Origin of the sequence: Pseudoduganella violaceinigra DSM 15887 (assembly GCF_000425385.1) — a bacterium.
Classification (GTDB): domain Bacteria; phylum Pseudomonadota; class Gammaproteobacteria; order Burkholderiales; family Burkholderiaceae_D; genus Rugamonas; species Rugamonas violaceinigra.
On record NZ_AUDI01000016.1, the window covers coordinates 70,182 to 84,804 of the forward strand.

At 68.8% G+C, this 14,623-nt stretch carries 12 protein-coding genes and 1 riboswitch; of the genes, 8 read left to right on the forward strand and 4 right to left on the reverse strand.

Annotated features, from left to right (window positions below):
* Positions 1 to 6: 6 nt before the first annotated feature.
* Genes thiD through thiC form a run of 4 tightly spaced genes read right to left on the reverse strand, consistent with a single transcriptional unit; the run spans position 7 to position 3,739 of the window.
* Positions 7 to 888: a bifunctional hydroxymethylpyrimidine kinase/phosphomethylpyrimidine kinase gene (gene thiD / locus H597_RS0111160; RefSeq protein ID WP_028102217.1), complete on the reverse strand. Its 882-nt coding sequence runs from the start codon at positions 886 to 888 to the stop codon at positions 7 to 9.
* Complete coding sequence (locus H597_RS0111165; protein WP_028102218.1) at positions 885 to 1,667, reverse strand: thiazole synthase; 783 nt, start codon at positions 1,665 to 1,667, stop codon at positions 885 to 887. The genes thiD and H597_RS0111165 overlap by 4 nt, the downstream gene beginning before the upstream one ends.
* 12 nt (positions 1,668 to 1,679) lie before the next feature.
* Positions 1,680 to 1,883, reverse strand: a complete 204-nt coding sequence (gene thiS, locus H597_RS0111170) for a sulfur carrier protein ThiS (protein WP_028102219.1) — start codon at positions 1,881 to 1,883, stop codon at positions 1,680 to 1,682.
* Positions 1,880 to 3,739 carry a phosphomethylpyrimidine synthase ThiC gene (gene thiC / locus H597_RS0111175; protein ID WP_028102220.1) on the reverse strand — a complete coding sequence of 620 codons (1,860 nt, stop codon included), beginning with the start codon at positions 3,737 to 3,739 and terminating at the stop codon, positions 1,880 to 1,882. Before thiC ends, thiS begins: the two co-directional genes overlap by 4 nt.
* A gap of 76 nt (positions 3,740 to 3,815) precedes the next feature.
* Positions 3,816 to 3,917: riboswitch (TPP riboswitch) on the reverse strand.
* Between the two features lie 57 nt (positions 3,918 to 3,974).
* Between thiC and H597_RS0111180 the strand changes: the two genes are divergently transcribed.
* From H597_RS0111180 to H597_RS0111215, 8 genes are all read left to right on the forward strand, one after another.
* The gene (locus H597_RS0111180; RefSeq protein WP_154668050.1) at positions 3,975 to 4,595 is read left to right on the forward strand and encodes a hypothetical protein; all 621 of its coding nucleotides are present in this window, start codon (positions 3,975 to 3,977) and stop codon (positions 4,593 to 4,595) included.
* Between the two features lie 107 nt (positions 4,596 to 4,702).
* Entirely contained in the window at positions 4,703 to 5,908 is a 1,206-nt protein-coding gene (locus H597_RS0111185) for a DUF4382 domain-containing protein (protein ID WP_035373904.1), read from the forward strand.
* Between the two features lie 159 nt (positions 5,909 to 6,067).
* Positions 6,068 to 7,843, forward strand: coding sequence for an acyclic terpene utilization AtuA family protein (locus H597_RS0111190; RefSeq protein WP_028102223.1), 1,776 nt, complete (start codon positions 6,068 to 6,070; stop codon positions 7,841 to 7,843).
* Positions 7,840 to 8,958 (forward strand): acyl-CoA dehydrogenase family protein, encoded by a 1,119-nt coding sequence (locus H597_RS0111195; protein ID WP_035373972.1) that lies wholly within the window; start codon positions 7,840 to 7,842, stop codon positions 8,956 to 8,958. The genes H597_RS0111190 and H597_RS0111195 overlap by 4 nt, the downstream gene beginning before the upstream one ends.
* 12 nt (positions 8,959 to 8,970) lie before the next feature.
* A complete protein-coding gene (locus H597_RS0111200; RefSeq protein WP_028102225.1) occupies positions 8,971 to 9,843 on the forward strand; it encodes an SDR family oxidoreductase in 873 nt (290 codons plus the stop codon).
* Positions 9,843 to 11,462 (forward strand): acyl-CoA carboxylase subunit beta, encoded by a 1,620-nt coding sequence (locus H597_RS0111205; protein WP_028102226.1) that lies wholly within the window; start codon positions 9,843 to 9,845, stop codon positions 11,460 to 11,462. Before H597_RS0111200 ends, H597_RS0111205 begins: the two co-directional genes overlap by 1 nt.
* 13 nt (positions 11,463 to 11,475) lie before the next feature.
* Positions 11,476 to 12,633 carry an acyl-CoA dehydrogenase family protein gene (locus H597_RS0111210; RefSeq protein WP_028102227.1) on the forward strand — a complete coding sequence of 386 codons (1,158 nt, stop codon included), beginning with the start codon at positions 11,476 to 11,478 and terminating at the stop codon, positions 12,631 to 12,633.
* Positions 12,630 to 14,618, forward strand: coding sequence for an acetyl/propionyl/methylcrotonyl-CoA carboxylase subunit alpha (locus tag H597_RS0111215; protein WP_028102228.1), 1,989 nt, complete (start codon positions 12,630 to 12,632; stop codon positions 14,616 to 14,618). The genes H597_RS0111210 and H597_RS0111215 overlap by 4 nt, the downstream gene beginning before the upstream one ends.
* The last annotated feature ends 5 nt before the right edge of the window (positions 14,619 to 14,623 follow it).

Here is a 14,623-nt window from a genome sequence, read left to right on the forward strand (position 1 = left end):
TGCTCCTTAGCGTTGCGGGATGCGCTGGCCGGGCGCGATGGCGTACGAGGCGGCCAGTGCATGCTGGGTATAACCCTGGGCCTTGGTCAAGGCCTGCGCCATGCTGTTGCCCAGCGCCAGCAGGGCCGCGGCAGCGGCCGCCAGCGTGCAGCCACTGCCGTGGAAACTGCCCGCCAGGCGCGGCCAGCTCCAGTTCTGCTGGCGGTCGGGGCCCAGCCAGCGGTTCACCACCACATCGGTGTTCTCTTCGTGGCCGCCGGTGACCAGCACATGGCTGCAGCCCATGGCGCGCAGGGCGCGCGCATGCGACAGCGCGTCGCCGTGCGGCGTGCCCTGCCAGGCCGCATGCCCGGCGCCGGGCGGCAGCGACGCGTGGCGCGCCATACCGGCCGCCAGCGCAGCCGCTTCCGGCCCGTTGGGGGTGACCAGGGTGGCCAGCGGCAGCAGCGGCGCCAGCGCCTTGACCGCGTCGTCGCGGCCCAGCGCATCGCCGTGGCCGCTGCGCAGCACCGGGTCCAGCACCACCGGCGGTTCGCTGTACAGCTGCTGCGCCCAGCCGGGCGCCGCCCCCGCCGCCTGGCGGTGGGTGGCGCGCAGCTCGGCGATCAGCTCGGCGATGGCCTGCGCGTTTTCCGCGCTGCCCGGGATGCCGATCTTGACCGCCGCCACCGGCACCTGCGCCATCAGGGTGCGCGCCTGCTGCTGCACCACTTCCGGCGCCAGCGGCATGACGGCGTGCACGCGGTTGTTGTCCTGCACCGTGATGGCGGTCAGCACCGGCAGCGCGTGCGCGCCCATGGCGGTGATGGCCTGGATGTCGGCGGCCATGCCGGCGCCGCCCGACGGGTCGGCGCCGGAGAACACCAGCACGCAGGGCCGGTCGCTCATGCGATTCTCCCAGCCATCGGCGAGGAAGGCGAGGCGGCAAAGCGGCGCGGCATGCGGCCGGCCAGGAAGGCCTCGCGCCCGGCCTGCACGCCCAGTTTCATGGCGCGCGCCATGCGCACCGGGTCGCCCGCCGCCGCGATGGCCGTGTTCATCAACACGCCGTCGCAGCCCAGCTCCATGGCGATGGCCGCATCGCTGGCCGTGCCGACGCCGGCATCCACCAGCACCGGCACGTTCGACTGTTCGATGATCAAGGACAGGTTCCACGGGTTGAGGATGCCCATGCCCGAACCGATCAGGGAAGCCAGCGGCATCACGGCGCAGCAGCCAATGTCTTCCAGCATGCGCGCCTGGATCGGGTCGTCGCTGCAGTAGACCATGACGTCGAAGCCGTCCTGCACCAGCTGTTTTGCCGCCACCAGGGTTTCCGGCATGTTCGGGAACAGGGTTTTCTCGTCGCCCAGCACTTCCAGCTTGACCAGCTTGTGGCCGTTCAACAGCTCGCGCGCCATCTGCAGCGTGTACACCGCGTCCTTGGCCGTGTAGCAGCCGGCCGTATTGGGCAGAATGGTGAATTCATGCGGCGGCACGTAGTCCAGCAGGCTGGGGGCGTGCGGGTCCTGGCCGATATTGACGCGGCGGATCGCCACCGTGATGATTTCCGCGCCGGCCGCCAGGGTCGCTTCGCGCGTCTGCGCCAGGTCCTTGTACTTGCCGCTGCCGACCAGCAGGCGCGAGCCGTATTCCTTGCCGGCGATGGTCAATGGTTGGTCTTGCATCTTGATTCTCCCTTAGCCCCCGCCGATGGCGCGGACAATGTCTACTTTGTCGTTGGCCGCCAGCGCGACCAGCGGCCAGCGCTGGCGCGGCACCACCTGGCGGTTGACCGCCAGCGCCAGCGCCTGGCCGGTCAGTTCGAGCGCATCGACCAGCTGGTCCAGCGTCTGCTGCGGCGGCACCGCATGCGGTGCGCCATTCAGTTCGATCGAAATCATGCCTGCTCGCGGTAGATATTCGCACCGCCCTTGACGAACTCGATGGACTTTTCCTGCATGCCCTTGGCGGCGAATTCACGCACTTCCTGCGTGATCTTCATCGAGCAGAAATGCGGGCCGCACATGGAGCAGAAATGCGCCACCTTGGCCGAATCCTTGGGCAGGGTCTCGTCGTGGAATTCGCGCGCGCGGTCCGGGTCCAGGCCCAGGTTGAACTGGTCTTCCCAGCGGAATTCGAAGCGTGCCAGGGACAGGGCGTTGTCGCGGATCTGGGCGCCCGGATGGCCTTTCGCCAGGTCGGCCGCATGGGCCGCGATCTTGTAGGTGATGATGCCTTCCTTGACGTCGGCCTTGTTCGGCAGGCCCAGGTGCTCCTTCGGCGTCACGTAGCACAGCATGGCGGTGCCGTACCAGCCGATCTGCGCCGCGCCGATGCCGGAGGTGATGTGGTCGTAGCCCGGCGCGATATCGGTGGTCAGGGGGCCCAGGGTGTAGAACGGCGCTTCGCTGCACTGCTCCAGCTGCAGGTCCATATTCTCTTTGATCAGCTGCATCGGCACATGGCCCGGGCCTTCGATCATCACCTGCACGTCGTGCTTCCAGGCGATCTGCGTCAGTTCGCCCAGCGTCTGCAGTTCGCCCAGCTGCGCGTCGTCATTGGCGTCCCACACCGAGCCCGGACGCAGGCCGTCGCCCAGCGAGAAGCTGACGTCGTAGGCCTTCATGATCTGGCAGATGTCTTCGAAATGCGTGTACAGGAAGTTTTCCTTGTGGTGGGCCAGGCACCATTTGGCCATGATCGAGCCGCCGCGCGAGACGATGCCGGTCATGCGGTTGGCCGTCATCGGCACGTAGCGCAGCAGCACGCCGGCGTGGATGGTGAAGTAGTCGACGCCCTGCTCCGCCTGCTCGATCAGGGTGTCGCGGAAGATTTCCCAGGTCAGGTCTTCGGCCTTGCCGTTGACCTTTTCCAGCGCCTGGTAGATCGGCACCGTGCCGATCGGCACCGGAGAATTGCGCACGATCCATTCGCGCGTTTCGTGGATATGCTTGCCGGTGGAGAGATCCATCACGGTGTCGCCGCCCCAGCGGATGGCCCAGGTCATCTTCTCCACTTCCTCGCCGATGGAGGAAGTCACGGCGGAGTTGCCGATATTGGCGTTCACCTTGACCAGGAAGTTGCGGCCGATGATCATCGGCTCCAGTTCCGGGTGGTTGATGTTGGCGGGGATGATGGCGCGGCCGCGCGCAATTTCCTGGCGCACGAATTCGGGCGTGATTTCCTCCGGTATGGCGGCGCCGAAGGATTCGCCGCGGTGCTGGCGGCCCAGCAGCTCGGCCATGCGCTGGCCCTTCTCGCCCTGGGCGCGCAGGCCGGCCAGGTATTCCTTGCGGCGCAGGTTTTCGCGGATCGCCACGTATTCCATTTCCGGCGTGACGATGCCCTGGCGCGCGTAGTGCATCTGGGAGACGTTGCGGCCCGGCTGGGCGCGGCGCGGCTGGCGGTGCAGCTTGAAGCGCAGCGCGTCGAGCTCCTGGTCGGCCAAACGCTGGCGCCCGTAGTCGGACGTCGGGCCGTCCAGCACGTCGGTGTCGTTACGCTCGGCGATCCAGGCCGCGCGCGGGGTGCCGAGGCCGGAGCGGATGTCGATCCGCGCCTCGGGATCGGTGTAGGCACCGGAGGTATCGTACACGGTGACCGGCGCATTCTCGCCGGACAGGCTGATTTCGCGCATCGGCACGCGCAGGTCGGCGCGGCTGCCCTGGATGTAGATTTTACGGGAGTTCGGCAGCGGTGCTACGGCTGCGGAGTCGACCTCGGCCTGTTCGGCGAGGAATTTCGGATTGGCGTTCATTTGGCTCCTTGGTTGGCGCAGGAGCCAGCAAAGGAGGTTAGGTTGCGACCGCCGCGCGCGCGTCGGCGCAGGCAGCAAGCGTATCCTGAAGCTTCCCTTCGCTGGCATTATCCAGATCAGGTTCGGAGGGTATTTCTCACCCGCGCACTTGCAGCGCGCAGGACCCCTAGCGTTTGCCACCTTTCGGCAGCGAGCGGATTATATCTATAATCACCGCGCATTGAAAGGAGAGTGGATGCGATATGTACTATTCGTGGCGGCGATGACCGCGCAGGCCGCCGCGGCCGCGCCAGGCGAGGCATCGCGCGCGCCGACGCTGGCCGAGCAACGATCGTTCGCGCAGTTCTGGCAGGGCATTGCACCGGGCACCAGCGCGCCGCCCCTACAGGCGCAGCGCGCGGCGGGCGCGCGGCAATGGAGCGTCAGCGCGGTGGCCGACGCGCCGCCGCTGCGGCTGGGGCTTCCCCTGTGCCGCGTAAGCCGCACGCGCTACACCCTGGGCGCCGGCGACAGCTGGCAAAGCGCCAGCAGCCAGCATGTCTGGGTCAACCACAGCACCGCCTGCGGCGCCCCGCCCGCCACCATGGTCGAACTGCGCGCCGCGCTGCCGGAGATGGACGCGTTCAAGCTGCTGCTGGCCCAGGGCGAGCTGCTGCAGCGCGCACGCTTGCTGATGTCCGGCAACACCAGCTGTGCCCCCATGCGCTCGCGCAACTTTGCCGTGGTGGCGCTGGGATACGGGGAGGATAAGCTGCCGCTGTTGGTATACCGCAACGACCTCGGCGGCCTGCTCAAGCTCTCTGTGCGGCCAGCGCGCAGCGATTACCTGCCATGGAATGTCGCCTGCTCGCCATGAGCTGAGGCGGCCATGTAACAATCGATTCCTAAGTGTGTAAGCGCACATGGCAGTAGGCCAATCCGGCGCCATAATGGAGGAGTGCTAATCAACCGAGAGGCAACATCATGAGCCCGAAGGTCTTCCTGCTTCCCCTGCTGCTGTCCGCCCTCCTGCTCACCGCCTGTGGCGGCGGCGGTGGCAGCGGCACTGCCCCGCCGTCGCAGACCGCCGGCACCCTGGTCGTGTCGCTCACCGACGCGCCATCCTGCGGTTTCGATGCGGTCAATGTGACCGTGACCAAGGTGCGCGTCAATATGAACGCCACCGCCAGCGAAACCGACGGCGGCTGGACCGACATCACGCTGTCGCCGGCGCGCAAGATCAACCTCCTGAACCTGGCCAACGGCACGCTGGACGCGCTGGGCCAGACTGCGCTGACCGCCGGCCACTACACCCAGGTCCGTCTGCTGCTCGACCCGAACACCGGGAATTCGATGGCGAACTCCGTGGTATTGAGCAGCAATGGCAGTGAAGTCTCCCTCGACACGCCAAGCGCAGTGCAAAGCGGCATCAAGCTAAATGCCGACTTCACGGTGGAAGCGGGCCAGCGCTACGACCTGGTGATGGACTTTGACGCCTGCAAATCCATCGTCACCAAGGGTAACGGCAGGTATGCCCTGAAACCGGTGGTCAAGGTGGTGCCGACCGCCCTGAACGGCATCAGCGGCTTTGTCAGCACCGCCCTGCTGGCCGACGGCGTCATGGTCAGCGCCCAGCAGAGTGGCGCGGTGATCGCTGCCACGGTACCGGGCAGCACCGGTGAATTCGGCCTGACCCGCCTGCCGGTCGGCAATTACGACGTGGTGATCACCTCCAACAGCCATGCCGCCTATATCGTGGGCGGGGTGCCGGTCAATTCCAGCACCGCCATGGTACCGATCAGCACCAGCGGCGCACCCTTCACCCTGGCCGCCAGCAGCCTGATGGGATCGATCAGCGGCAGCGCCGTGCTGGCGCCGGCCAGCGCCACCGAGTCGGCCCTGCTTTCGGCCAAGCAAGCCATCGCCAGCGGTCCGACGGTGACCGTCCGCTATGCGGGCGCCGACCTGGTGACCGGCGCCTACAGCCTCGGCAAACTGCCGCTGGCGGCGCCGCAGTATGCGACCTACAGCGCGATCCTGCCGCTGACCTTCGTGGGCGCGACCACCTTGCCTGGGATGGGCAAGTACAAGGTGGAGGCCGGGGCGGCCGGCTACACCACGCAATCGACGCCGTCGGTCGACATCAATGCCGCCGACGCCACCGGCGTCAACTTCAACCTGGTGCCCTGAGGCACCGGCCCGGCGCCGCCTTGCGGCGGCAGCCGGGTTCCCCCCCACACATTCCCGTCATCCATGCGTCGTGCGCCCGCAACGGGATGCGCTTGCGCCTTGCCATATTTTCACGGTATCCTGAATTATTCAATCGATTGATTTAATAAAGGAGGCGCGGTGCGCACAGGCAGGAACCATGTCCGCATTGGCGGCGCGGCGGGGTTCTGGGGCGACAGCGCCCTCGGCCCGCGCCAGCTGCTCGAGGGCGGCGACCTCGATTACCTGGTATTCGACTATCTGGCCGAGCTGACCATGTCGCTGCTGGCGGCGGCGCGCCGCAAGCAGCCAGAGCTGGGCTATGCCACCGACTTCATCGACGCCATGCGCGATGTGCTGGGGGACGCCTTGGCGCGCGGCGTGCGCATCATCGCCAATGCGGGCGGCATCCATCCGCAAGGCTGCGCCGCGGCCCTGCGCGCCCTGGCGGCGCAACAGGGCCTGGCGCCGCGCATCGCCGTGGTCGAAGGCGACGATGTCGCGGCCCTGCTGCCGGCGCTGCAAGCGGAGGGGACGGCGCTGCCGGCCGCCGTGCTGAGCGCCAACGCCTACCTGGGCGCCCTGCCGATCAAGGCGGCGCTGGACGGCGGCGCCGACGTGGTGATCACCGGCCGCTGCGTCGACAGCGCCGTGACGCTGGGCGCCCTGATGCACGAATTCGGCTGGGCCGGCGACGATTACGACCGGCTGGCCGCCGGCAGCCTGGCCGGCCACCTGATCGAATGCGGCTGCCAGGGCAGCGGCGGCCTGTTCACCGACTGGGAAGCGGTGCCGGATTGGGCCAACAGCGGCTACCCGGTGGTGGAATGCCGCGCCGACGGCAGCTTCGTGCTGGGCAAGCCGGACGGCACCGGCGGCCTGGTGGCGCCGGCCGTGGCGGCCGAACAGCTGCTGTACGAAATCGGCGACCCGGCGCGCTATGTGCTGCCGGACGTGGTGTGCGATTTCACCGGCGTCACCCTGGCGGCCGACGGTCCGCAGCGCGTGCTGGTGCGCGGCGCGCGCGGCCATGCGCCGACGCCCACCTACAAAGTCAGCGCCACCTATGCCGACGGTTTCCGCAGCGCCGCGCAGCTAACCATCGTCGGCCATGACGCGGGGCGCAAGGCGCGCCGCAGCGCGGAGGCGATCCTGGCCCGCACGCGCGCCATGTTTTCCCGCGCCGGCCTGGGCGACTACACGGCCACGCATATCGACGTGCTGGGCGCCGCCGAAGGCTTCGGCCAGGCGGTGATGTGGCTGGCGGTGGCGCATCCCCAGCGCGCCGCGCTGGAACTGTTTGCGCGCGAAATCGCGCCCGCGGGCACCTCGTGGGCGCCCGGCACCACCGGCTTCGGCGGCCGCCCCGCCGTCTCGCCGGCCATCAAGCAGTTCTCCTTCCTGCTCGATAAGACCCGGCTGCAGCCCGTGGTCCACCTGCCCGATGGATCGCAGGTACGGCCCACGATCCCGCCCGGCCAGGCGGTCACGGACGGGCCCATGCCCCAGCTTGGGCACACCGCCAGGGCCGACGGCGGGACGCGGGCCGAAACGCCGACAGAGGCAAAGGACGGCTGGCGCAGCGTGCCGCTGATCGAACTGGCCTGGGCGCGCAGCGGCGATAAGGGCGACATCTCCAATATCGGCGTGATCGCGCGCCATCCCGACGACCTGGCCCTGCTGCGCGAGCAGCTCACGCCGCAGACGGTGGCGGCGTTTTTGGCCGACAAGGTCGGCGGGCCGGTGACGCGCTACGAACTGCCCGGCATCCACGCCTTCAATTTCGTCTGCGAGCAGGCACTGGGCGGCGGCGGCATGGCTTCCCTGCGCCACGACCCGCTCGGCAAAGGCATGGCGCAATGGCTGCTGGCGATGCCGGTGGTGGTACCGCCCGGATTCACGACGCGGAGGCCATGATGGAAGAAGCCCTGCGCGCCACCGTGCGCCGCTTCGTCGACCAGGAGCTGCAGCCGCATATCAACGACTGGGAGGAAGCGGGCGTCTTCCCGCGCGCCCTGTACCGCCAGGCCGGCGACCTTGGCCTGCTCGCCCTGGGCTTCCCGGAAGCGGAAGGCGGCATTCCCGCCAGCTACCGCAACCTGCAAGCCCTGAACGAAGAATTGTGCCGCACCGGCTGCGGCGGCCTGCTGGCATCGCTGTTCAGCCACCGCATCGGCGCGCCGCCGATCGTGCACGGCGGCTCGGCGGAACTGCGCGCGCGCGTGCTGCCCGAGATCTTCGCCGGCGACAAAATCAGCGCCCTGGCCGTGACGGAACCTGGCGGCGGTTCCGACGTCGCCAACCTGGCGACGACCGCCGTGCGCGACGGCGACCACTACATCGTCAACGGCAGCAAGACCTTCATCACGTCCGGTATGCGCGCCGACTGGCTCACCGTGGCGGTGCGCACGGGCGGTGCAGGCGCTGGCGGCGTGTCGGCCCTGCTGGTGCCGGGCGACGCTCCCGGCCTGGCGCGCTCGCCGCTGAAAAAGATGGGCTGGTGGTGTTCCGACACCGCCGAACTGCACTTCGCGCAGTGCCGGGTTCCCGCCGCCAACCTGCTGGGCGCGGAGAACGCCGGCTTCGCCCTGCTGATGCGCAATTTCAACGACGAGCGCCTGATGCTGGCCATGCACGCCTGCTACCTGGCGCAAGCCTGCCTTGACGAAGCGGGCGAATGGGCGCGCCAGCGCAAGACCTTCGGCAAGGCCCTGGTGCAGCACCAGGCGGTGCGTCACAAGCTGGTGGAAATGGCCACCCGCGTCGAGGCCACGCGCGCCTTCATCGACAGCGTCGTGGCGCGCATGGACGCCGGCGAAGCGCCGGTGGCGCAGGTGTGCATGCTGAAGAATTTCGCGGCCCAGACCATGCAGGTGTGCGCCGACCACGCCGTGCAGATCCTGGGCGGCATGGGCTTCATGCGCGGCACGGTGGCCGAGCGGGTCTACCGCGACGTCAAGGTGTATATGATCGGCGGCGGCGCCGAAGAAATCCTCAACGACCTGGCCGCGCGCCAGCTCGGCTGGTCCTGAAAGGAAAGACGAATGTACCGATCCATCTTCAAACCCGGCCTGTTCGACGGGCGCACCATCGTCGTCACCGGCGGCGGCAGCGGCATCGGGCGCTGCACGGCGCACGAGCTGGCGGCCCTGGGCGCGCGCGTGGTGCTGGTGGGACGCGACGGCGCCAAGCTGGAAAGCGTACAGGCCGAAGTCGCCCAGGCCGGTGGCGCCGCGTACACCGCCAGCTGCAATATCCGCAGCGAAGAGGCGGTGCGCGAAACGGTGGCCGGCATCGTCGCCGCGCACGGCCCGATTCACGGCCTGGTCAACAACGCCGGCGGCCAGTTCCCGGCGCCGCTGCGCAGCATCTCGCAGAAAGGCTGGGAGGCCGTGGTGCAGACCAACCTGACCGGCGGCTTCCTGATGGCGCGCGAATGCCTGGAACAGAGCATGGCGCAGCACGGCGGCGCCATCGTCAATATCGTGGCCGATATGTTCGGCAGCATGCCCAATATGGGCCACTCCGGCGCCGCCCGCGCCGGCATGGTGAGCCTGACGGAGACCGCCGCTTTCGAGTGGGCGCAATACGGCGTGCGCGTGAACGCGGTGGCGCCGGGCTATATCGCCTCCTCCGGCATGGACCAGTACCCGCCAGAGATGCGCGACACCATCCGCGCCTTCCCGCGCACCGTGCCGCTGCACCGCTTCGGCACCGAATCCGAAGTGGCGGCGGCGATCGTCTTCCTGCTGTCGGAAGCGGCGGGCTTCATCACCGGCACCACCCTGCGCGTCGACGGCGGCCGGCCAAACGTGCGGCCCGGCATGCCCATGCCCAGGCCGCAGCAGGCTGGGGCAGCGGCCGCCTTCGACGGCTTCCACCTGGCGGCCCGGCCGCGCGTGCTGGAGGGCGAATAATGCCCGCGCTGTCGAGCCGCGTCACGCCGCAGGGCGAAGCCTTCCAGGCCAACCGCGCCGCGCTGAGCGGCCAGCTGGCACGCCTGCGCAGCCTGGAAGCGCGCACCCGCGATAAATCCGCCGCGTCGGCGCCGCTGTTCGCCAAGCGCGGCCAGCTGCTGCCGCGCGAACGCCTGGGCGCCCTGCTCGACCCCGGCGCGCCCTTCCTGGAAATGGCGACGCTGGCCGGCTACTGCCTGGACCACGCCGATCCCGAACGCTCGGTCCCGGGCGGCGGCCTGCTGGGCGGTATCGGCTTTGTCAGCGGCGTGCGCTGCATGGTGGTGGCCGACGATTCCGGCATCGACGCCGGCGCCGTGCAGCCGATGGGTATCGAAAAATTCCAGCGCCTGCAACAGGTGGCCCTGGCGCAGAAACTGCCCTTCATCCACCTGGTCGAATGCGCCGGCGCCAACCTGCTGGACTACAAGGTGGAGACCTTCATCCACGGCGGCAGCGGCTTTTACTGGCTGGCGCGCCTGTCGGCGGCCGGGCTGCCGGTGATCAGCGTGGTGCACGGCCCCAGCACGGCGGGCGGCGCCTATATGCCGGGCCTGTCGGACTACGTGGTGATGGTGCGCGAGCGCGCCAAGGCCTTCCTGGCCGGTCCACCGCTGCTGAAGGCGGCCACCGGCGAAATCGCCAGCGAAGAGGAACTGGGCGGCGCCGAGATGCACGCCGCGGTCTCCGGCCTGGCCGAATACCTGGCCGAGGACGACGCCGACGCCCTGCGCATCACGCGCGAGCTGGTGGCAAGCCTGGGCTGGAACGCCGCCCTGCCGCCGGCCCTGCCGGCCTTCGAGCCGCCGCGCTACGCGGCCGAAGAACTGCTCGGCATCGCCTCCTGCGACCAGCGCAAGCCGCTCGATATGCGCGAAGTGATCGCCCGCATCGCCGACGGCTCGGCCTTCCTGGAATGCAAGCCCGGCTACGGCGCGGCCACCGTGACCGGCCACGCGGCCATCTGCGGCATGGCGGTCGGCATCGTGACCAATAACGGCCCGCTGGACCCGGCCGGCGCGACCAAGGCGGCGCATTTCATCCAGCTGTGCTGCCAGTCCGGCACGCCGCTGCTGTTCCTGCAGAACACCACCGGCTTCATGGTCGGCAAGGCCTACGAGCAGGCCGGCATGATCAAGCACGGCTCGAAGATGATACAGGCGCTGGCCAACGCCAACGTGCCCAGGATCACCGTGCATTGCGGCGCCTCCTTCGGCGCCGGCAACTACGGCATGTCGGGGCGCGGCTTCATGCCCGACTTCTGTTTCAGCTGGCCCAATGCGCGCACCGCCGTGATGGGCGCCGAGCAGGCCGCCACCACCATGGCCATCGTGATGGAGGGCAGCATGCGGCGCAAGGGCAAGGAAGTCGACCAGGACGCCATCGCCGCCATGCGCGCCCGGGTAATCGAGACCTTCGAGCGCCAGACCGACGCTTTCACGACATCCGGACGCCTGCTGGACGACGGCGTCATCGATCCGCGCGACACGCGCAAGGTGCTGGCCTGCGTGCTGGCGGTGTGCGCCGAAGCGCGCCGCCGCGAGCTCAAGCCCGTGCAATTCGGCGTCGCCCGGCCATAACCAAGGAGACCACATGGAATACAGCCACGAACACCTGGAATTGCAGCGCAACCTGAAACGCTTCATCGACAGCGACATCAATCCCTTCGTGGACGAATGGGAGGCGGCGGAAATCTTCCCGGCCAAGGAAGTGTTCCAAAAGCTGGGGAAACTGGGCATGCTCGGCGTGTCCAAGCCGGCCGCATTCGGCGGGCTGGGGCTGGACTACTCTTATTCGATGGCGATGGCCGAGGCGCTGGGCCACATCCGCTGCGGCGGCGTGCCGATGGCGATCGGGGTGCAGACGGATATGGCGACGCCGGCCCTGGCGCGCTTCGGTTCGGACGCGCTGCGGCGCGAATTCCTGGCGCCAGCCATCAGCGGCGAGGCGGTGGCCTGCGTCGGCGTGTCCGAGCCGGGCGCGGGCTCCGACGTGGCGGCCGTGCGCACCACGGCGCGCAAGGACGGCGGCGACTACGTCATCAACGGCAGCAAGATGTGGATCACCAACAGCCTGCAGGCGGACTGGATGTGCCTGCTGGCCGTGACGGGCGACGGCCCGGCCCACCGCAACAAGTCGCTGATCATCGTGCCGATGGATACGCCCGGCGTCAGCGTGGGCAAGAAGATCCGCAAGATCGGCATGAACTCCTCCGACACGGGCCTGATCCACTTCGACGAGGTGCGCGTGCCGCAACGCTTCCTGATCGGCGAGGAGGACAAGGGCTTCACCTACCAGATGCTGCAATTCCAGGAAGAGCGCCTGTGGTGCGCCGCCAATATCGTGCAGCAGATGGACAACTGCATCGGCGCCACCATCGAATACACGCGCGAGCGCAAGATCTTCGGCGCCAGCGTGCTGGATAACCAGTGGGTGCATTTCAAGCTGGCCGAAATGCAGACCGAGCTCGAATCGCTGCGCGCCCTCACCTACCGCGCCTGCGGCATGTATATCGGTGGCGCCGACGTCACCGAGCTGGCCTCGATGGCGAAGCTGAAGGCGGGCCGCCTGGCGCGCCAGATCACCGACGGCTGCATGCAGTTCTGGGGCGGCATGGGCTTCACGCTGGAAAACCCGGTATCGCAGTTCTACCGCGACGGCCGCCTGACCTCGATCGGCGGCGGCGCCGATGAAGTCATGCTGGGCATCATCTGCAAGTACATGGACATCCTGCCGGGCCGCAAAGCGTGAGCGCCTTCGACACTATCCTGGTCGCCAACCGGGGCGAAATTGCGCTGCGCGTGATGCGCACGGCGCGCCGCATGGGCTACCGCTGCGCGGCGGTGTACTCGGACGCCGACCTGGGCGCGCCGCACTGCCTGGCCGCCGACACCGCCCTGCGCATCGGCGGCCCCGCGCCGGCCGACTCCTACCTGAATATCCCGGCGCTGGTGGCAGCTGCGCGCGCCAGCGGCGCCGGCGCGGTGCATCCGGGCTACGGCTTCCTGGCCGAACGGGCGGAGTTTGCGCAGGCCTGCGCCGACGCGGGGCTGGTCTTTATCGGGCCGCCGCCCGCGGCGATTGCGGCCATGGGCAACAAGGCGGGCGCCAAGCGCCTGATGCTGGAAGCCGGCGTACCTTGCGTGCCGGGCTACCAGGGCCAAGACCAGTCCGACAGCCGCCTGGCGCAGGAAGCGCAGCGCATCGGCTACCCCGTGATGGTCAAGGCCGCCGCCGGGGGCGGAGGACGCGGCATGCGCCGGGTCGACGACGCGGGCGCGTTCGGCGCGGCGCTGGTCTCGGCGCGCTCCGAAGCGATGCATGCCTTCGGCAGCGGGGAAGTGATCCTGGAGCGGGCCATCATCGAGCCGCGCCACATCGAAATCCAGGTCTTCGCCGACGCCCACGGCAACGTGGTGCATCTGGGCGAGCGCGATTGCTCGGTGCAGCGGCGCCACCAGAAGCTGATCGAGGAAGCGCCATCGCCAGCGGTTTCGGCGCAGCTGCGCGAGCGCATGGGCGCGGTCGCGGTGGCGGCGGCGCGCGCCATCGGCTATGTCGGCGCCGGCACGCTGGAGTTCCTGCTCGACCGCCACGGCGAATTCTATTTCATGGAAATGAACACCCGCCTGCAGGTTGAGCATGCGGTCACGGAAGCCATCACCGGCGTCGACCTGGTCGAGTGGCAGCTGCTGGTGGCCGCCGGCGCGCCGCTGCCGCTATCGCAGGCCGAACTCGATACGCGGCGCTCGGCGGGCGGGCATGCCATCGAAGTGCGCCTGTGCGCCGAAGACCCGCAGCAGGACTTCCTGCCGCAAAGCGGGGCAGTCTTGCGCTGGGAAGCGCCGTCCGGCGTGCGCTGCGACCACGCGCTGGCTGACGGCGTGCAGGTGCCGCCTTACTACGACTCCATGCTGGCCAAACTGGTGGCCCACGGCCGCGACCGCGCCGATGCCTTGCGCCGGCTGCGGCGCGCGCTGGACGATTGCTTGCTGCTCGGGCTTCAAAGCAACCGCGCCTTCCTGGCGCAATGCCTGGCGCATCCGGTCTTTGCGGCGGGCCAGGCAAGCACCGGCTTCATCGCCCAGCACCTGCCTGCCGACCGGCGCGGCAATGGCCCCGCGCACGAGCGCGTCTTACTGGCGGCAAGCGCGCTGCTGGCGTGGCACCGCGCGCAGCGCAACGCGCGCCGCTATCCGGCCGAGCTGCATGGCTGGTGCTCCAGCCACGCAAATGCCCAGCCCTTGCGCTTCACGCTGGATGACACCGGGCACCGGGCCCGCGCCAGCGCCGACGGCCCCAATGCCTGGCGCATCGACAGCGACGGCGCCGCAGCGTGTGCGCTGGCCGAAGTAGTCGATGCCTGCGCGGGAACCCTGCGGCTGGCTCTTAATGGCCAGCCCGCGACCCTGCATTTCGCCGCCGACGGCACCCACCTGTTCTTCCTGCTGGACGGCATTGAACACAGGCTGGACGACCTGGGCGACGCGCCGCCGCGCGCCGCGGGCAACGGCGCCGTTGACGGCCGCATCGAAGCGCCGATGAACGGCCGCGTGATCGCGCTGCATGTCCGGGAAGGCGACATGGTCAGCATCGGCCAACCGCTGCTGGCATTGGAAGCGATGAAAATGGAACACAGTATGCTCGCCACACGCGACGGAACAGTATCGGCGCTCGGCGCTGCCCTTGGCACACAAGTGGCGACCGGACAGCTGCTGCTGGAAATCACACTCTGACGGAG